The sequence below is a fragment of the Actinacidiphila rubida genome (genome assembly GCF_900110255.1).
Taxonomy (GTDB): Bacteria; Actinomycetota; Actinomycetes; order Streptomycetales; family Streptomycetaceae; genus Actinacidiphila; species Actinacidiphila rubida.
The window spans coordinates 87,706-106,361 of the sequence record NZ_FODD01000026.1 but is presented as its reverse complement, the minus strand read 5'-3'; the positions used below and the strand labels follow the sequence as shown (position 1 = coordinate 106,361).

The 18,656-nt window shown below is 71.7% G+C and carries 17 protein-coding genes and 1 tRNA gene; 8 read left to right on the top strand and 10 right to left on the bottom strand.

Translation table 11 applies throughout. The features are described 5' to 3' along the window. Positions 1-135: 135 nt before the first annotated feature. The 3 genes from BMW99_RS25090 to BMW99_RS25080 all read right to left on the bottom strand — a co-directional run bounded on the left by BMW99_RS25090 (position 136) and on the right by BMW99_RS25080 (position 2,141). Positions 136-357: a hypothetical protein gene (locus tag BMW99_RS25090; RefSeq protein WP_069462737.1), complete on the bottom strand. Its 222-nt coding sequence runs from the start codon at positions 355-357 to the stop codon at positions 136-138. Between the two features lie 230 nt (positions 358-587). Next, entirely contained in the window at positions 588-1,166 is a 579-nt protein-coding gene (locus tag BMW99_RS25085) for a potassium channel family protein (RefSeq protein ID WP_245791618.1), read from the bottom strand. A gap of 705 nt (positions 1,167-1,871) precedes the next feature. After that, complete coding sequence (locus BMW99_RS25080) at positions 1,872-2,141, bottom strand: type II toxin-antitoxin system Phd/YefM family antitoxin (RefSeq protein WP_069462738.1); 270 nt, start codon at positions 2,139-2,141, stop codon at positions 1,872-1,874. A 362-nt stretch (positions 2,142-2,503) separates the two neighbouring features. Between BMW99_RS25080 and BMW99_RS25075 the strand changes: the two genes are divergently transcribed. Continuing rightward, positions 2,504-2,899: a hypothetical protein gene (locus BMW99_RS25075; RefSeq protein ID WP_141726059.1), complete on the top strand. Its 396-nt coding sequence runs from the start codon at positions 2,504-2,506 to the stop codon at positions 2,897-2,899. 415 nt (positions 2,900-3,314) lie between these two features. On the opposite strand, the gene BMW99_RS25070 is transcribed toward BMW99_RS25075, so the two are convergent. After that, positions 3,315-3,388: transfer RNA gene (locus BMW99_RS25070), tRNA-Gly, on the bottom strand. A 414-nt stretch (positions 3,389-3,802) separates the two neighbouring features. Between BMW99_RS25070 and dcd the strand changes: the two genes are divergently transcribed. After that, positions 3,803-4,378, top strand: a complete 576-nt coding sequence (dcd, locus tag BMW99_RS25065) for a dCTP deaminase (RefSeq protein WP_069467576.1) — start codon at positions 3,803-3,805, stop codon at positions 4,376-4,378. A gap of 23 nt (positions 4,379-4,401) precedes the next feature. On the opposite strand, the gene BMW99_RS25060 is transcribed toward dcd, so the two are convergent. The 3 genes from BMW99_RS25060 to BMW99_RS25050 all read right to left on the bottom strand — a co-directional run bounded on the left by BMW99_RS25060 (position 4,402) and on the right by BMW99_RS25050 (position 8,488). After that, positions 4,402-4,914 (bottom strand): DUF2000 domain-containing protein, encoded by a 513-nt coding sequence (locus tag BMW99_RS25060; RefSeq protein ID WP_079139123.1) that lies wholly within the window; start codon positions 4,912-4,914, stop codon positions 4,402-4,404. 146 nt (positions 4,915-5,060) lie between these two features. Continuing rightward, entirely contained in the window at positions 5,061-6,002 is a 942-nt protein-coding gene (locus BMW99_RS25055) for a Yip1 family protein (protein ID WP_075017589.1), read from the bottom strand. Between the two features lie 227 nt (positions 6,003-6,229). Further along, on the bottom strand, positions 6,230-8,488 hold the full coding sequence (locus BMW99_RS25050) for a (Fe-S)-binding protein (protein ID WP_075017588.1): 2,259 nt from the start codon (positions 8,486-8,488) through the stop codon (positions 6,230-6,232). A gap of 313 nt (positions 8,489-8,801) precedes the next feature. On the opposite strand from BMW99_RS25050, the gene BMW99_RS25045 reads away from it, so the two are divergent. From BMW99_RS25045 to BMW99_RS25025, 5 genes are all read left to right on the top strand, one after another. Then, positions 8,802-9,830: an LCP family glycopolymer transferase gene (locus BMW99_RS25045; protein ID WP_075017587.1), complete on the top strand. Its 1,029-nt coding sequence runs from the start codon at positions 8,802-8,804 to the stop codon at positions 9,828-9,830. 91 nt (positions 9,831-9,921) lie between these two features. Next, positions 9,922-11,796 (top strand): molecular chaperone DnaK, encoded by a 1,875-nt coding sequence (dnaK, locus tag BMW99_RS25040; protein WP_075017586.1) that lies wholly within the window; start codon positions 9,922-9,924, stop codon positions 11,794-11,796. Then, positions 11,793-12,461, top strand: coding sequence for a nucleotide exchange factor GrpE (grpE, locus tag BMW99_RS25035; protein ID WP_069467056.1), 669 nt, complete (start codon positions 11,793-11,795; stop codon positions 12,459-12,461). The genes dnaK and grpE overlap by 4 nt, the downstream gene beginning before the upstream one ends. Positions 12,462-12,530: 69 nt before the next feature. Then, a complete protein-coding gene (gene dnaJ / locus BMW99_RS25030; protein WP_069467055.1) occupies positions 12,531-13,721 on the top strand; it encodes a molecular chaperone DnaJ in 1,191 nt (396 codons plus the stop codon). A gap of 4 nt (positions 13,722-13,725) precedes the next feature. Further along, complete coding sequence (locus BMW99_RS25025; protein ID WP_069467054.1) at positions 13,726-14,208, top strand: heat shock protein transcriptional repressor HspR; 483 nt, start codon at positions 13,726-13,728, stop codon at positions 14,206-14,208. Between the two features lie 141 nt (positions 14,209-14,349). Here the strand turns inward: BMW99_RS25025 and BMW99_RS25020 are convergent, their stop codons facing one another. Next, complete coding sequence (locus BMW99_RS25020; RefSeq protein WP_069467199.1) at positions 14,350-15,957, bottom strand: phosphodiester glycosidase family protein; 1,608 nt, start codon at positions 15,955-15,957, stop codon at positions 14,350-14,352. A 301-nt stretch (positions 15,958-16,258) separates the two neighbouring features. Here BMW99_RS25020 and BMW99_RS25015 point away from each other — a divergent pair, with 301 nt between their 5' ends. Then, a complete protein-coding gene (locus BMW99_RS25015; protein ID WP_069467200.1) occupies positions 16,259-16,786 on the top strand; it encodes an FBP domain-containing protein in 528 nt (175 codons plus the stop codon). Positions 16,787-16,823: 37 nt separating this feature from the next. Here the strand turns inward: BMW99_RS25015 and BMW99_RS25010 are convergent, their stop codons facing one another. Next, positions 16,824-17,255 carry a pyridoxamine 5'-phosphate oxidase family protein gene (locus BMW99_RS25010; RefSeq protein WP_075017585.1) on the bottom strand — a complete coding sequence of 144 codons (432 nt, stop codon included), beginning with the start codon at positions 17,253-17,255 and terminating at the stop codon, positions 16,824-16,826. A gap of 53 nt (positions 17,256-17,308) precedes the next feature. Continuing rightward, positions 17,309-18,586: a cytochrome P450 family protein gene (locus BMW99_RS25005; protein WP_075017604.1), complete on the bottom strand. Its 1,278-nt coding sequence runs from the start codon at positions 18,584-18,586 to the stop codon at positions 17,309-17,311. Between the last annotated feature and the right edge of the window lie 70 nt (positions 18,587-18,656).

Sequence of the window (18,656 nt, the reverse complement as noted above, 5' to 3'; positions counted from 1 at the left end):
GGCGGCGAGGGGGAAGCGGCAGCCAGGGGCTGCCCTTCCTGAGCGGAGAACAACGACGTCAGATCGATGAGAGGTCTCACTTTCGTGGCAGGCCCCGGAGTGACCTGGTGGGGGAGTGGTGGGGCGGAGCGGGTCCTACAGCTTGGTCATCCTGGCGTACGGGCTCAGGATCCGCCGTCGGTCGGAGCCGAAATCCACGAGCGCCGCGACCCCGTCCTCGATGCCGATCACCCGGCCGAGACCGTACACGTCGTGCGTGACCTGGTCCCCCGCGGCGAAGTGTTTGGGAACTGGCTCGACGGGGGCTTTGAAGGGGCTGGTAGGCAAATGACGCTTTGGTGCAGCAGGCCTTGTCATGACTCAGTATGAGCCCATGGGTGTCCCGTTCGTCGTGGTCGTGGACACAGATTCGCGTGAGACAAGCATCATCATGCCGCTGACCTGCGATTTCGCGAAGCAAAGACGTTCATCGGATGCCAGCCGGCCGGTCCTTCCGGGGTGACGGACCGGGGTACCCGGCCCGTCACGGGGCGCGGCCGCGACCGCCAAGGGGGCCGCCTGCCATCCTGCCGGTCCTCGGAAAGGCGTCACCGTTCCTCCGGCGGGGTTGCCGGCGGGGTCGGCGGCGGGGCGCGGTGGACGGCAACCTGCACCGCGCCGAGGAGAAGCTTGGCGACCAGGCCGACCAGCACCAGGTCGGCGATCATCTGGAGCGTCACCAGGACGCGTGCGGTCGTGGTCTTCGCGGCGATGTCGCCGAACCCGACGGTCGCGAAGACGGTGACCGTGAAGTAGAGCGCGTCGGTGCGGCTCAGCGGCTGGGTGAAGGAGCCCTGGTGATCGGCGGCGAGCAGGTAGTACGTCCCGGCGAACATCAGCAGGAAGACCGGCACCAGCACGACGAGCGCCTCGATCGCGCGCAGGCGCGGGTGTGCGGAGCGGGTGATGGAGTACACCTGCCAGGTGACGGCGGCGGCGAACACCAGGAAGCCGAGCACGAACCAGCCGGCCTTCGCCGGCGTCAGGGGGTGGTCCAGCGGCAGCGTGTAGTAGAGGACCAGCAGAACAGCCGGGGTGACGACCGCGCGCAGCACCGCACCCAGCAGCAGCCGCCGGCGCTGCCGCGGCTCCATCCGCGCGTACGAGGTGGTCGCGTCGGCGCTCATGGCAGCAGGTCCTCCGTTGGCGCGGCGCCGCTTCGGCGGCCGTGCGCCGCCGTCCCGGCCGCGGCCGACGGCTCCCCGCGCCCGACCGGGCGGCCTGCCCCCCGTTATACGACCGCGCCCCCACCACTGCCACCGCGCCGCCTGCGCCGCGGGCGCCGGAGAACGGGCTGAGCGGATGCGCTTCGCTGCCGGCGGCGGCGCTGCTGTAGGGCATTGCGCGTCCCAAGGGCGCCCGATAAAACACATCGGGTGACAAGCGCCTCTACGCCGAACGGACGGTGGACCAAGGACAAGCTGGGAGCCGTGCTGGCTGCCACGACCGGGTTCTTCTTCACTCTCCCACCAGCTCTTGAAACGACGAAACAGCTGGTTCCGGACTACGCCCACGTGGTCGCGGCACTCGTCAGCTTCGTGGTTGCGACCCTCGCATACTGGGCGGGACTGCGCGTGATGAGAAGGCTCCCGTGAGGTGGGGAGCCTGAGGACCCCCGCCGGAGGCATCGTTTTGACGTCGGATGAACGATCTCGCCTCATCGCCCGCTGGGACCGCGCGGCACTGCGGGAGGTCCTGCCGAAGGACTGCTCCCCGCGCATGACAGCGCTGCCGACGTCATGGTGCTGATCGCCACTTCTGCGGGGAGTTCCGAGGGGGCAAGGTGCTTGCGCAGGATGACGATGTTGGCGTCGAGCAGGCCCTGGGCGTACTCAGCGGGCACAGGGGTCGTCCGTCTCCTGCTCGGCTGTGGCGTCCTGGTCGGCCCGGAACGCCTCCAGCGAGACGTTCGACGCGGTACGGGACATCGCGGCGAACTCCGACCGCGGGACGAACCGCCGGCCCCTGCGCAGCGGGATCAGCTCCCCGATCTGGCGCCCGTCACGCGTGACGATGAAGGACTCCCCACCCAGGACGGCATCCATGATCTCTTTGGATCGGCTGCTCAGATCCCGCCGGGTGATCTCGGGCTGCGCTGGCATTGCTCCAATGTAGGACCGTGCGGCACATGATGCTTCGGCAGGGGCGAGTGCGCCCACGTGCGGCATGCCCAGGTGGATCGTGCGGGATCTGGCACGCTTCCGCTGCGTAATGACCTGGGCTGCCTTCTTCGCACGTAATTCCCCAGGTCCCCGAGACGGTGCTTCGTATCCTGCTCTCCTGATGGTGCCGCCCTGCCCGCGCGTGCAGTCGGACCCACGTCAGCATCAGAGAAGGGGGAAGCGCCCTGTCGAGCCTCGTGGTTGCCCGCGCTGCGCTGGGTGAGCTGTGGGGGCGTCCCCTCACTGCCATCGGCCGAGCTGCAACGCTTGTCTGGCTCACCTTCGGCGATGAGGTGCCGTGGGTGAACCATCGCGGCGAGCAGATGGTGCGCGAGCTGGCTGTCCACCTGCAATGCCGGTGGCGACTCATCCGCGGCGCCGCGGTGTTGGTCGAAGCGGGCGATCTCTATGTTCCTGGAGCGTGCGCCGCAGCTGAGTTCGCTGCCGGGAACGAGATCGGCACTGCTCGATTCGATGACCGCGCCGCTGCCGTCGCGCAGCTTGTCGCTGCCGAAGAGCCGGTGGTCGACGCCGTGAGCATCGGCGACGAGTTCGACCTTCAGCTGACGCTGTCGTCCGGCATGACCTTGGAGGTGTTCCCGGCAGGACGTGAAGGATGGGAAGACTGGCGCTTCCTCAGTTCAGCCGGAGGGGGTCAGCACTACGTGGTGACGAACGGCTCGATGTTCACCGTGTGAAGGCTGCTCGGCTCGACCGGACGCGCATCGTCTCCGGCGTCCCCATGGGGAGACGTCACCGTTGGGGTGGGGAATCACGTGACGGCCAATTCGCCGAGACCGGGGAATTCCGTGATCGACGACAGTGCGGGGCTGTTCGGGAAGGGCTGCTCCCCGCGCCCGCGGGGATGGGCCCGAAGAACGTCCGGCGGGAGTGGAGTTCCGTCCCTGCTCCCCGCATCCGCGGGTACTGCTCGGGTCGCGTATAGGCGTCGGTCCAGAATGGAGCGGCCGACAAGCCCCCGTCGGTCAATCACGGTAATTCGACGCCCGGGCCCGGGTTTTGCGGGCGCGCTATGGCACGCGAATGGCACGCGGTCACGAAATTGGACTGGACAACAACAAAGCCCCAAGTCTGTGACCTGGGGCTTCTTTATGGAGCGGATGACGGGAATCGAACCCGCGCTCTGAGCTTGGGAAGCTCATGTTCTACCATTAAACTACATCCGCAGAAAACGGCCCTTGAGGGGGCTGCTCCACGGATACTGTACCGCATCCTCCGGGCGGGGGGAGGGAGGGATCGGGGGGCGGGGGGACGGGGTGTGGGGGTAGGTTGAGGGGGCGGTGTGGTGGTCCCGAGGGACCCCTGGGGGATCCCCTAATGTGTGGGTTTGTCGGCCACGCGGAGTTGGGGAAGGGACTTCATGGAGCGCACCGTTGTTCGTTGTGTCGAAGGGCACGTGTTCAGCACGGCTTCTTTTCCGATGCAGCACCTGGGGACTGATCGGCTGGGGCCCGGGCGGCTGTTGAGGTGCCCGAAGTGCGCCCGGCTGCGGCATGCCGTGCCGGTCGCGACGTCCGAGGGGAAGTAGGCCGGAGCGCCCCGGGCCGTCGGGTGCGGCTCGGGGCGTTAGTCTCGGGGGCGTGCTTCTCTCAGACAAGGACATCCGGACCGAGATCGACAACGGGCGCGTGCGCGTCGACCCGTTCGAGCCGGGCATGGTGCAGCCGTCCAGCATCGACGTGCGCCTGGACCGGCTGTTCCGGGTGTTCGAGAACCACCGCTACCCGCACATCGACCCCGCGGTGGAACAGCCGGACCTGACGCGGCTGGTGGAGCCCGAGGGCGACGACGCGTTCATCCTGCACCCGGGCGAGTTCGTGCTCGCCTCCACGTACGAGGTCATCACGCTGCCGGACGACATCGCCTCCCGCCTGGAGGGGAAGTCGAGCCTGGGGCGGCTGGGCCTGCTCACGCACTCCACGGCCGGGTTCATCGACCCGGGCTTCTCCGGGCACGTCACCCTGGAGCTGTCCAACGTCGCGACGCTGCCGATCAAGCTGTGGCCCGGGATGAAGATCGGGCAGCTGTGCCTGTTCCGGCTGAGCTCCCCGGCGGAGTTCCCGTACGGCTCGCAGCAGTACGGCTCGCGCTACCAGGGGCAGCGCGGCCCGACACCGTCCCGCTCGTACATGAACTTCCACCGCACCCAGGTCTGAGGCCTCGCCGCGGCACGACGGCGTCAGGGGTGCATCCGCGCGCCCTTGAGCACCTTGTCCACGGCGTTGCGCGGCCCGTACACGGCCAGCCCGACGAGATCGAGGTCGGCGCGCGGAACGGCCTTCACCGCCGCCCGGTTGTCGGCGTCGTGGCCCGTGGAGAACAGGTCCGCGGTGAACACCGCGCGCGGCAGGGCCCGGGACAGCGTCCGGTCCAGGGCCCGTTGCAGCGTCTCCTTCGAGCCCTCGAAGACGAGCACGGGCTGCCGGAACATCGCCTGGTACGGCGTCCCGTCGGCGTCCTCGTAGGGCCGGCCGATCACCTCGGGCAGCGTGGAGCCCAGTCCACTGACCAGGAACGCGGTCGCGTTCAGCTTCTGCCAGAGGGCCAGGTCGTCCCGCAGCAGGACGGCGATCTTGGTGTCGAAGCGGACGGGGGCTGCTCCGGTGCTCTCGGTGCCTTCGGCCCTTTCGGTGACGGCGACGGCTTCGGTGCGTTCGGCGCGTTCGATGTGCTCGGTGTGCTCGGTGGTCATGCCACGAATCTCGCCGCCGACCCGCACCCGCGTCTTGTACGTTCCTGACGTCCTGCCGCGGGATCGCGGCCTCGGACCCGGCCCCCGACTCCCGACTCCCGACTCCCGGCCCCCGACTCCCGCGCCCGGCCCGCCCGTCCCCCGGATCAGATCAGCGGCAGCTTGAACAGCATCAGCAGCGCCACCAGTTGGATCGCGGACGCGCCCAGCGCCTTCGGCCACGGCAGGTCGTGGGACTTGGCGACCATCGACGTCAGCAGCGCGCCGCAGGCGAACCAGGTGGCCCAGCCGACGAGTTGGACGAAGCCGTTGCCGCCGCCGAGGAAGAGGGCGAACAGCAGGCGCGGGGCGTCGGTGAGCGTCGTGATCAGCATCGCGAGGCCGATCGTGGGCCCCCAGGCACCGTCGCCGCCCATCTGGCGGGCCAGGGTGTTGGTGACCGTGCCGAGCATGAGGCCGCACAGCACCACGGCGACGCCCGTCGTCAGCACCCACGGGATGCTGGTGGACAGCGTGGCGCTGAGGATGTCGCTGCGGGCGGCGTCGAAGCCGAAGACGGCGACGAGCCCGTAGAGGAACGTGACGATGAGCGCGGGGCCCCACACCGTGTGGTCACGCATCTGCCAGAAGGTGCGGCCGGGGCGCAGCACGATGCCGCGCAGCAGGTCCTTCCAGTGCAGTCGCGGTCCTGCCGGCGGTGCGGCGGACTGGCCGGCCCGGTAGGTCGCCACGTTGTCGTACCCGCCGTCCCCGTAGGACGTGTACGGGTCGTACCCGCCGCCGGGAGCCGCGCCCGCCCCGGCCGCGCCGGCCAGCGGCGTCGGCTCGCCCAGGGTGAACGCCCGTGTGTGGCCCGGGGCGTCGTCGTAGTGCGGTGCCGCCTGGCCCGCGCCCGCCTGGCCCGCGCCCGCCTGGCCGGAGCCGTCGTACGCGGGGGAGCCGGAGCGGCCCGACGCGCCGGAGTACCCGGATGCGCCGGGGTGTCCGGCGGGGTACCCCGGGTACCCCTGCCCGGCGTGCGGAGCGCCTTGGCCCCCGCCCTGCGGGTGCCGGCCGCGCCTGCCCTGTCGGTTCGAGAATCCAGCCACCCTTCGAACGTACCCGCTGATTCCGGTGCCCGTACCGGGAGATGTGGGGCCCGGGGCCTTTGCTGCCAACCTGTGACACGTGGGACACACGGGAGGGGCGGCACCCCCCCCGCGCGGGAGGTGCCGCCCCTCATCAGGTGCTCTCAGGTGCTCTCAGGCGCCCTCAGATGCCCTTCGGCACCCTCTGGTACTGGCGGCGCGGCCCCGAAGCAGCGCCGCCGCCGGCGTCACGCCGTGCCCGCGGGCTCCTCCTCGGCGACGTCCACCGGGTCGCCCGGCCCGGTCCTGACGGAGTCCAGCAGCAACTGGGCGACGTCCACGACCTGCAGGCTCTCCTTCGCGGTGCCCTCGTTCTTCTTGCCGTTGACGGAGTCGGAGAGCATCACCAGGCAGAACGGGCACGCGGTGGAGACGATGTCCGGGTTGAGGGACAGGGCCTCGTCGACGCGCTCGTTGTTGATGCGCTTGCCGATCCGCTCCTCCATCCACATCCGGGCGCCGCCGGCACCGCAGCAGAAGCCGCGCTCCTTGTGGCGGTGCATCTCCTCGTTCCGCAGGCCCGGCACCTTCGCGATGATGTCGCGCGGCGGCGTGTAGACCTTGTTGTGACGGCCCAGGTAGCACGGGTCGTGGTAGGTGATCAGGCCCTCGACCGGGGTGACCGGGACGAGCCGGCCCTCGTCCACCAGGTGCTGCAGCAGCTGCGTGTGGTGGATGACCTCGTACTCGCCGCCGAGCTGCGGGTACTCGTTGGAGATCGTGTTGAAGCAGTGCGGGCAGGTCGCGACGATCTTCTTGGACGCCTTGGGCTTCTTCGTCGAGGCGTCCTCGTCATCCTCGCCGAACGCCATGTTCAGCATCGCGACGTTCTCGGCGCCGAGCTGCTGGAACAGGAACTCGTTGCCCAGGCGGCGGGCGGAGTCACCGGTGCAGTTCTCCTCACCGCCCATGATCGCGAACTTCACGCCCGCGATGTGCAGCAGTTCGGCGAACGCCTTGGTGGTCTTCTTGGCGCGGTCCTCCAGGGAGCCGGCGCAGCCGACCCAGTAGAGGTACTCCACCTCGGTGAGGTCCTCGATGTCCTCGCCGACGACCGGCACCTCGAAGTCGACCTCCTTGGCCCAGGCCAGCCGCTGCTTCTTGGGCAGGCCCCAGGGGTTGCCCTTCTTCTCCAGGTTCTTGAGCATCGTCCCGGCCTCGGACGGGAACGCGCTCTCGATCATCACCTGGTAGCGGCGCATGTCGACGATGTGGTCGACGTGCTCGATGTCCACCGGGCACTGCTCGACGCAGGCGCCGCACGTGGTGCAGGACCACAGCACGTCGGGGTCGATGACGCCGTTCTCCTCGGCGGTGCCGATCAGCGGGCGCTCGGCCTCGGCGAGCGCGGCCGCGGGCACGCCGGCCAGCTGCTCCTCGGTGCCCTTCTCCGCGCCCTCGGCGTCCTTGCCGCCGCCGGCCAGCAGGTACGGCGCCTTGGCGTGCGCGTGGTCGCGCAGCGACATGATGAGCAGCTTCGGGGAGAGCGGCTTGCCCGTGTTCCAGGCGGGGCACTGCGACTGGCAGCGGCCGCACTCGGTGCAGGTGGAGAAGTCGAGGATGCCCTTCCAGGTGAAGTGCTCGACCTGGGAGACGCCGAACTGGTCGTCCTCTCCCGGGTCCTCGAAGTCGATGGGGACGCCGCCGCTGGCCATGGGCTGCAGGGCGCCGAGCGCGACCTCGCCGGCGGCGTCGCGCTTGAACCAGATGTTGGGGAACGCCAGGAAGCGGTGCCAGGCGACGCTCATCGTGGTGTTCAGGCCGAGCACGATCGCCCAGATCATCGTCACCGAGAGCTTGATCATCGCGGTGAGGTAGACGAGGTTCTGCAGCGTGCCGGTGCTCAGGCCGCGGAAGCCGGCGACCAGCGGGTACGAGACGAAGTAGCCGGCCTCGTAGTGGTCGACGCCGTGCAGGGCGCCCTCCAGGCCGCGCAGCGTCAGGATCGCCAGGCCGATGACCAGCACGACGTACTCGACGAAGTACGCCTGCCAGGCCGTGGAGCCGGCGAAGCGCGACTTGCGGCCGGCCCGCGAGGGCAGGTTGAGCAGCCGGATCACGATGAGCGTGATGATGCCGACGGTGGTGAGCGCGGTGATGAGCTCGGTGTAGACCTCGTACGGCAGCCAGGTGCCGATGACCGGCAGGATCCAGTCGGCCTTGAAGAGCTGCCCGTAGGCGTTGAGGATCGTCAGGCCCAGGGTCAGGAAGCCGACCGCCACGAACCAGTGGGCGACGCCGATGACGCCCCACTTGTTCATCCGCGTGTGGGCCACGAACTCGCGGGCCAGCGTCAGGGTGCGCGCGCGGGGCTCGTTCGTGCGGGTGCCCTGGAGCACCGGCTGGCCGATCCGGATGTTCCGGTAGATCTGCAGGACGGCGAGGCTGATGAGCGCGACGCCGACCGCGGTGAGGACCAGCGACACGATGATCGCGGCGAGTTGCATGGGGGCTCCTCGGGCCTGCGCGGCGGGGACGGACGGTGTCTGTTCGGGATGTCTGCTCGGGAAGTCCGCTCGGGAACGTACTAAGCGGTAACTTACTCCGGTCTCGGCTGAGGTTACCCGGGATTCCCGGCCCCATAAAGCCGCACTGCTGGTGATCTGTGTCGCGCGCCGCACGTCCCGGCGGCCAGGGCGGATGCGGGGTGCGGGCGGGTGCCGGCCCGCCCGCCGCGGACGCGGTTGAAGGTCCTCTCATCGTGACAAACATGGAGGCAACGGACAACGGTTTGCGACGGTCGCGGGAGGTGAACCGGAGATGCGCGCGGTGCTGCGCTGGACGGCGATCGGCGCCGGGCTGGTGCTGGTCGTCGCCGCCGGAGTGGGGTGGGCCGCCTACCGCAAGTTCAGCGGCAACATCAGGACGGACCGTGCCGCCGAACAGGTGCTCAGCCGGTACGCCGCGGAGCGGCCGCGCTCGCTGGTGCCGGGGGCCCGCAACATCCTGGTGATGGGCGCGGACGGCACGACGGGCGGCGGCGCGGACTCGGCGGTGCTGCTGCACCTGTCGGCCGACCGGCAGCGCGCGGCGGCCATCGGGGTGCCGCGCGAGCTGCGGGTGAGCGTCCCGGACTGCGCGCCGCGGCCCGCCGGCACCCGGCGGGAAGCGCCGGTGGGCGGAGGAGTGGGGGCTGGGGCCGGGCCGGGGGCGGGGGCCGACGAGACCTTCGGCGCGGCCTTCCGCGGCGGCGGCGCGGCCTGCACGATCCGCGCCTTCGAGCGGCTCAGCGGCATCCGGGTGGACCACCACCTGGTGGTGGACATGGACGGGTTCCAGCGCATCTCCGCCGCGGTCGGCGGGCCGCCGGCCGACCGCAGCGCCGCGCTGCTGCGGGCGCTCGCCGCCGAGGCGCGCGGCGGACCGCGGACGCTGGCGCACCCGAAGAAGCTGTACGGCTTCCTCGATTCGGCGACGTCCTCGATCACCGCGGACCCCGGCCTCAGCTCGCTGCCCGCGCTGTACGAGCTGGCCGGGAACCTGCGCGAGCTGCCGCAGGACGGCCTGGTGGTGCGCTCGGTCCCGGTCGGGGGCCGGGGTGCGGTGCGTGAGCCAGACGCCGGGCGGCTGTTCACCGCGGTACGCGAGGACCGGCCCGTCCAAGGTGCCGCGGAGATCCTGAAACATCCGGAAGGTCCCCTTCGTTGCGCAGAGAAAGAGGAACAAGAGGACCAAGAGGACCAACAGGAACTCGGGGAAAGCGCGGGGAGGGGTGGCGGGGGTAGCCGCGGGGACGGCACCGCAGGGGCCGGGACCCCGAGGTGCGCGAGTGAGGCGCCGCAAAGTTGAGTCGCTGAGACTCACCTCTGTTGACAGCCGATCTCTCGTCGTGCACTCTTGAGCCAGATTCACTCAAGTCAGGTCAGCTGGAGGATTCACCATGGCACGTGCGGTCGGCATCGACCTGGGCACGACTAACTCCGTCGTCAGCGTTCTCGAAGGCGGCGAGCCCACCGTCATCACCAACGCAGAGGGCGCCAGGACCACGCCGTCCGTCGTCGCCTTCGCGAAGAACGGCGAGGTGCTGGTCGGCGAGGTCGCCAAGCGCCAGGCCGTCACCAACGTCGACAGGACCATCCGGTCGGTCAAGCGCCACATGGGCACCGACTGGAAGATCAACCTCGACGGCAAGGACTTCAACCCGCAGCAGATCTCCGCGTTCATCCTGCAGAAGCTGAAGCGGGACGCCGAGTCGTACCTGGGCGAGAAGGTCACCGACGCGGTGATCACCGTCCCCGCGTACTTCAACGACTCCGAGCGCCAGGCCACGAAGGAGGCCGGCGAGATCGCCGGCCTGAACGTGCTGCGCATCGTCAACGAGCCGACCGCGGCCGCGCTGGCCTACGGTCTGGACAAGGACGACCAGACGATCCTGGTCTTCGACCTCGGCGGCGGCACCTTCGACGTGTCGCTGCTGGAGATCGGCGACGGCGTGGTCGAGGTCAAGGCGACCAACGGCGACAACCACCTCGGTGGCGACGACTGGGACCAGCGCGTCGTCGACTACCTGGTCAAGCAGTTCCAGTCCGGCCACGGCGTGGACCTGGGCAGGGACAAGATGGCCCTCCAGCGCCTGCGTGAGGCGGCGGAGAAGGCGAAGATCGAGCTGTCCTCGTCCACCGAGACCTCGATCAACCTGCCCTACATCACGGCGTCCGCCGAGGGCCCGCTGCACCTGGACGAGCGCCTGACGCGCGCCCAGTTCCAGCAGCTCACCGCGGACCTGCTGGAGCGCTGCAAGACCCCCTTCCACAACGTCATCAAGGACGCCGGCATCCAGCTGTCCGAGATCGACCACGTGGTCCTGGTCGGCGGCTCCACCCGCATGCCCGCCGTCGCCGAGCTCGTCCGCGAGCTGACCGGCGGCAAGGAGGCCAACAAGGGCGTCAACCCGGACGAGGTCGTCGCCATCGGCGCGTCCCTGCAGGCCGGTGTGCTCAAGGGCGAGGTCAAGGACGTCCTGCTGCTCGACGTCACCCCGCTGTCCCTCGGTATCGAGACCAAGGGCGGCATCATGACCAAGCTGATCGAGCGCAACACCACGATCCCGACCAAGCGCTCCGAGATCTTCACCACCGCCGAGGACAACCAGCCGTCGGTGCAGATCCAGGTCTACCAGGGCGAGCGCGAGATCGCCGCGTACAACAAGAAGCTCGGGATGTTCGAGCTGACCGGTCTGCCGCCGGCCCCGCGCGGCATGCCCCAGATCGAGGTCGCGTTCGACATCGACGCCAACGGCATCATGCACGTGACCGCGAAGGACCTGGGCACGGGCAAGGAGCAGAAGATGACCGTCACCGGCGGTTCGTCTCTGCCCAAGGACGAGGTCGACCGCATGCGGCAGGAGGCCGAGCAGTACGCGGAGGAGGACCACCGCCGCCGCGAGGCCGCCGAGACCCGCAACCAGGGCGAGCAGCTCGTCTACCAGACCGAGAAGTTCATCGCGGACAACCAGGACAAGCTTCCTGAGGACGTGAAGGGCGAGGTCGAGACCGCGATCGCGGACCTCAAGGAGAAGCTGAAGAACGAGTCCACGGACGACGGCAACACCGCCGCGATCCGCGAGGCGACCGAGAAGGTCGCCGCCACCAGCCAGAAGCTGGGCCAGGCGCTCTACGCCAACGCCCAGGCCGACGGCGGCGCGGCCGGCGCGGGCGCCGGTGAGCCGGGTGCCGAGCAGGCCGCGGCCGACGACGACGTCGTCGACGCCGAGATCGTGGACGACGAGAACGGCAAGAGGGACGGTGCCGCGTGACGGAGGAACCGAAGGGCTTCGAGGAGCCCGAGGTCCCCTCTGAGGCCACGCAGCCGGAGGACGAGGACGCCAAGGACGCCGCATCCGCCGACAAGGCCGGCAGCGGCGGCCAGGGCGCCGAGCAGCCGGGTGCGGCCAAGGAGCTGGCGGCCGTCAGGGCACAGCTGGACCAGGTGCGTACCGCGCTCAACGAGCGCACCGCGGACGTCCAGCGCCTCCAGGCCGAGTACCAGAACTACCGCCGCAGGGTGGAGCGGGACCGGGTGGCGGTCAAGGAGATCGCGATCGCCAACCTGCTCACCGAGCTGCTGCCGGTCCTGGACGACATCGGCCGGGCCCGCGAGCACGGCGAGCTGGTCGGCGGGTTCAAGTCGGTGGCGGAATCGCTGGAGACGGTCGCGGCGAAGCTGGGGCTGCAGCAGTTCGGCAAGGAGGGCGAGCCCTTCGACCCGCTGGTGCACGAGGCCCTGATGCACAGTTACTCGCCGGATGTCACGCAGACGACATGCGTGCAGATCCTCCAGCCCGGGTACCGCATCGGGGAGCGCAATCTGCGCCCGGCGCGGGTCGCGGTCGCCGAACCGCAGCCCGGCAGCCAGGCGAAGGAGGACGCTGACGACCAGAATGCGGACGGCGAGGAGAACGGTGGCCCGGACCAGGGCTGACGGATTCGGGCCGGGGCTGCGCGAGCGGCCCCGGCCCGGCAGGGGTGACGGAGAGGAGGGACGTCGGCGATGAGCATCAGCAGGGATCTGCTCGAAAAGGACCTGTACAAGGTTCTCGGCGTTCCGAAGGACGCCACCGACGCGGAGATCAAGAAGGCCTACCGCAAGCTCGCCCGGGAGTTCCACCCGGACGCCAACAAGGGCGACGCCAAGGCCGAGGAGCGCTTCAAGGAGATCTCCGAGGCCAACGACGTGCTCTCGGACACCAAGCGGCGCAAGGAGTACGACGAGGGCCGCGCCCTGTTCGGCAACGGCGGCTTCCGCCCGGGTCCGGGCGCGGGCGGCACCGGCGGCTTCAACTTCGACCTGGGCGACCTGTTCGGCGGCGCCGGCGGCACCACCCCGACCGGTGGCGGCCAGGGCGGCGGCTTCGGCGGCGGCCTGGGCGACGTGTTCGGCGGGCTGTTCAACCGCGGCACCGGCACCCGCGTGCAGCCGCGCCGCGGCCAGGACATCGAGTCCGAGGTGACGCTCAGCTTCACCGAGGCCGTCGACGGGGCCACCGTCCCGCTGCGGATGTCCAGTTCGGCGGCGTGCAAGGCGTGTTCGGGCACCGGCGACAAGAACGGCACGCCCCGGGTGTGCCCGACCTGCGTCGGCACCGGTCAGGTCTCGCGCGGCGGCGGTGGCGGCTTCTCGCTCACCGACCCGTGCGTGGACTGCAAGGGCCGCGGCCTGATCGCGGAGAACCCCTGCGAGGTCTGCAACGGCAGCGGACGGGCGAAGAGTTCGCGCACCATGCAGGTCCGCATCCCGGCCGGCGTCACGGACGGGCAGCGGATCCGGCTGCGCGGCAAGGGCGCTCCCGGCGAGCGCGGCGGCCCGGCCGGCGACCTGTACGTGGTCGTGCACGTCGGGCGCCACGCGGTGTTCGGCCGCAAGGACGCCAACCTGACGGTGACCGTCCCGGTCAGCTTCGTGGAGGCCGCCCTCGGCGGCGAGATCAAGGTGCCCACCCTGGGCGGGCCCCCGGTCACCCTGAAGCTGCCGGCCGGCACTCCCAACGGCCGGACGCTGCGCGCCCGCGGCAAGGGCGCCGTGCGCAAGGACGGTTCGCGGGGCGACCTGCTGGTCACCGTCGAGGTGGCCGTGCCCGACACGACCGAGGGCAAGGCGCTGGACGCCCTGGAGTCCTACCGGGAGGCCACCGCGGGCCACGACCCGCGGGCCGAACTGTTCAAGGCCGCGAAGGGAGCATGACGCTATGGGCATCGACGGCGGCATGGGCGCCGGTCCGGGGCGCGGTCCCCGGCCCGGCCGCAATCCCTACCAGCTGACCGAGGAGACCCCGGTCTACGTCATCTCGGTGGCGGCCGAGCTGTCCGGGCTGCACCCGCAGACCCTGCGGCAGTACGACCGCCTCGGGCTGGTCTCCCCGGACCGCGCGGCCGGCCGCGGCCGCCGCTACTCGGCCCGCGACATCGAGCAGCTGCGCGAGGTGCAGCGGCTGTCGCAGGACGAGGGCATCAACCTGGCCGGCATCAAGCGGATCATCGAGCTGGAGAACCAGGTCGCGGCCCTGCAGTCCCGGGTCGCCGAGCTGACCGCCGCCGTCGAGGGCGCCGCCGCCGTCATCCAGCAGCGCGAGGCGGCGGTCCACGCCTCGTACCGCCGCGACCTGGTCCCGTACCAGGACGTCCAGCACACCAGCGCGCTGGTGGTCTGGCGGCCCAAGCGCGACGGCTGAGACCGCGCTCACGGCCCTCACGGCTGAGCCGTCGGTGTCGTCCGCGTCACCCGCTTCCTTACGGCGGACGGCCCGCCACCCTTCACGGGGTGGCGGGCCGTCCGCCGTCGCGCGTGCCGGAGGCCGGCGGGCGTGCGGAGACTACGGCAGGACCTGGAGGGTGTCGCCGACCGCCCGCTCGCCGGTCGCGTCGGAGGTGCGGTTGACCAGCACGCCGTTCACCGCCATCGCGGTGGAGCCGCCGCCGTCCAGGTTGAGGGCCTGGACCGCGCCGAGCGAGCGCATGAAGGCGGCCGCCTCGGCGATGGTGAAGCCCTCGCTGCCGCCGGTGAGCCGCCCGTCCACGGTGACCAGCAGCAGCCGGCCGCGGGCGTCGACGCCGGCCATGGTGCGCGGCTGGCGCACGTTCGCCCAGGCGTAGCCGAACGACAGGTCCTGCGGGTCGACGGTGCCCTCGGTGGCCGCGTCGATGTCGACCCGGCCGTCCTTGACCAGCGTGGGAGCCGCGCTGACGATGCTGTCGCCCGGACCCAGCGGGACGCGGCGGCCCTCGGTGTCGCGGACGGCCTCGTCGACGTCCACCCGCGCGCCCGGCACCGCGTGCGCGGTCAGCCAGTCCGCCGCGGTGCCGATGCCCTGCAGCACCGAGCCGCCGGCCGGGACGCTCCCGCCGCGCGCGCCCGTCGCCACCACGCGGCCCCGCGCGTCGAGGACCGCCTGCACTCCCGCGCCCGTCGGCAGGGCCGCGCCGAACGCCGGGGTGAACAGCACCAGGTCGTCCGTCTCGTGGCAGGTGACGTCCTGCCACGGCAGGGAGCTGGGCGTGGCGCCGGGGCGCCCGCAGTCCCGCACGGTGCCCGGCACCCGGTTGATGCCCTGCACCGCGTAACGGGCCGCGCCCGCGCGGGCGGTGACGGTGCTCGTCAGGTCCGCGACCCGGATGTGCCGCCCGCCGTCGCCGACGACCAGGGCGGCCCGCGAGCCGGCCGCCATCGACTCCAGCTCGCCGTCGTAGGCGGCGATCCCGGACTGGGTGCCCTGCACGCCGTCGGCGTTGGAGGTGACGAAGAAACCGGCGTTGACGCCGACCAGGGAGCCCAGCTTCGCCGCGACCGAGGACGTCGTCTCGCGCTGCGCCACGTTGCCGTCGTGGGTTCCGGCGATCGTGCCCGAGAACGTGTGCGGGTCGACGACCGCGACGTGGATGTTCTCCACGTCGGCCGGCTGCTCGGCGTCGTAGCCGGTCCACTCCACCGCGGTGTGGAAGCCGGCGGCGGCCACCGCCGAGGCGGTGCCCTGCGCGGCGGCCTGGGTGGCGAACGTGCCGATCCGCACCCGCCGGCCCATCACGCCGTGCGGGGTGTCGGCGTAGCCGGGCCACTCCACGGTCTCCACGCGCGGCTGGTAGCCGGCGGCCTGCAGCTTCGCGGTGGTGTCCCGCACCCAGTCCGCGCCGCCCACCTCGACGTCCACCGGCGCGCCGGTCAGCCGGCTGGTGGACGGCACCTTCACCGTCACCGTCCACGACGGGGCCGCCGCCGCGTTCCGCAGCGTCCCGGTCCGCACCTGGACGCCGGGCGCGACGTCCTGCGTCGTCCACTGCGCCGGCACGGGTCCCGCCGCTGGTCCGGCGTCGGCCGCCTGCGCCGCCGCGGCCTCGAACGCGACGGGTGTCACGGCGGCCAGCGCGACGGCGACGGCCAGCGCGGTGCGGGTGCCCGCGCGGGGGCCGCCCTTGGCTCTGTTCATGAGTCCCTCTTCCGTGCAGCTTCTCGATCGGTGCGATCGGTGCGATCGGTTCGATCGGCCGGTTCGATCGGTTCGGCGGTTCCCTCGGTCCTGAGCGGAGCTGATCACCACCGATCAGAACCGCCGGACGCGAAGAAGTAACGCTGCCGGACTGAGAGTTCGGCGAACAGTGGGCGAACGGGTTGCGGACGGGTGTCGCACCGTGGCAGGTGGGCGCCCGGCCCGGCGGGCGGCGGACCGGGTCACCGGCGGGCGGAAAACCGGGCGACTGGCGGGCCGCGTGCCGGGTAGCGTCGCGGGCATGGACCCCCTCACAGAAGCCGAGATCCGCGGCTCGTTCGTCAACTGCTCCAAGGGCGAGGCCAAGCGGCTGAGCATGCCGCGGGGCCTGGCGGAGCTGCCGTGGGGGGACCTGGACTTCCTCGGGTGGCGGGACGCCGGGGCGCCGGACCGCGCCTACCTGGTCAGCGCCACCGGCCCGGGCGGCCCGGTGGACGGCGGCGAGCCGGTCGGGCTGACGCTGCGGGTGGCACCCGGGGCGCGGCGCAACCTGCTGCGCAGCAGCCTGTGCGGGTTGTGCCTGACCGGGCACTCGGGAGGCGGGGTGGACCTGCTCGCGGCACCGCTGGCCGGGCCGGCCGGGCGGCAGGGCAACACCGTCGCGCTGTACATGTGCGCGGACCTCGCGTGCTCGCTGTACGTCCGCGGCAGGAAGACGTCGGCGCTGGCCAAGCGCCTGGAGGAGACGCTCACCCTCGACGAGCAGATCGCCCGCACCCGCCGCAACCTCGACGGGTTCCTCGGCAAGGTGCTGCAGACCGCCGCGTAGACGGGGTTCGGGCCCGGGGCACGGGACCCGTCAGGGGCTAGCGCGGCTGGGCCGGCGGCCTGCCCGCGTTGCCCATCGCCCGGGTCAGCGCGATCTCGATGACGATCCGCTCGGGGTTGGGCGAGGGCGTGCGGCCGTAGCGCTCGGCGTAGCGGCGGACCGCGTCCGCGACCCGCTCCGGGTCCTCGGAGACCGTGGCCAGCCCCTCCAGCGTCGCCCACGTGGCGCGCTCCACCTGGCAGACCGCGACCCGCGCACCGCCGGGCCCGGCCGCCCGCACATGCGCGGCCTTCGCGCTGCGGCCGCTGGTGATGACCCGCGCGAGACCGGCCTCCGGGTCGTACGTGACGCCGACCGGCACGACGTGCGGGCTGCCGTCGGGCCGGTGCGTGGTGAGCGTGCACAGGTGGCGCTCACGCCAGAAGGCGAGGTAGCCGGGTTCGGGGGAGCGGGGGTCGCGGGGCGCCATGGCACGACCGTAGCCGAGCCGCGGGCGGCCCCGGGCCGGGCGGTCCGATGCGTTCACTCCAGGGTGACGGGCAGCGCGGCGACGCTGTTGCCGATGAAGCCCGGCAGCGGCGGCAGCGCGTCTTCGGGCACCGCCACCCGCAGCCGCGGATACGCCGCGAAAAGTTCGCGCAGCGCGATCACCGCCTCCAGGCGGGCCAGCGGCGCGCCCAGGCAGTAGTGCGCGCCGTGGCCGAAGGCGAGGTGGCGGTTGGCGGGCCGGGTGACGTCGAACCGGCCGGCGTCCGGGCCGTACTCGCGCGGGTCGCGGCCGGCCGCCGCGTACCCGGCCAGCACGGGCGTGCCCCGCGGGACGGTGACGCCGTCGACCTCGATGTCCGCCGTCGGGTAGCGGAACGGGAAGTTGGCGACGGGGCTGTCCCAGCGCAGCGTCTCCTCGACCACCGCGTCCCAGCCGGTCTCGCCGCGCAGCACCGGGCCGAGTTGCTCGGGGTGCGCGCTGAGCGCCCGGACCGCGTTGGTGATCAGGTTCAGGGTCGTCTCGTGGCCGGCGACGATCATCAGCAGCAGGGTGCCGGTCAGCTCGGCGTCGTCGAGGCGTTCGGCGCCGTCCCCGGACCCGTCCCCGGACCCGGACCCGTCCCCGGACCCGTCACGCGCCCCGTCGTCCCCGTGAGCGCCGGCGGGTGCGTCGCCGCGGGCGGCGATGAGCGCGCTGGTCAGGTCGTCGCCGGGGGTCGCCCGGCGGGCGGCGACCACCTGCGCCAGCACCTCGTGGATGCCGGCCTGCGTGGCCATCGCGTCGGCCGCCGTGCTGGACGTGCTCACCAGCCGGTGGGTGAGGCCGTGCAGCCGGTCGCGGTGGACCGCGTCGACGCCCAGCAGTTCGCTGATCACGCCCATCGGCAGCGGGTAGGCGAACCAGCGGCGCAGGTCGACCACACCGCCGGCGTCCCGCCGTCCGGGCAGGGCGGCGATCAGGTCGCCGGTGAGCCGCTCGATCCAGGGGCGGAGCGCGGCCACCCGGCGCGGGGTGAACGCCTTCGCGGCCAGGCCGCGCAGCCGCCTGTGATCGTCGCCGTCGGCCGTCGTCATTCCTCTGACCAGCGCGAACGCATTGAGCTGCCACTGCTCGGGGAGCTCGCCGCGCTGGTGGGCGCCGAAGTGCCGGGCGTTCTTGGCGACCCGCGGATCGGCCAGGAACTCGCGCAGCTCGCGGTGCCGGGTGACGATCATTCCCGGTACCCCTCCGGGCAGCGTCACCGGGCAGGCGGCCGCGGTCTCCCGCAGGGCGGCGGCCTCGGCCTGCACCGCCGTTCCGGCCGGGTCCATCGGGCGGGCCGCCGGGCCGGGGCCCGCGCCCGCCGGACCGGGTGCCGGGTGCGCTGTGTCCATGGAGCAC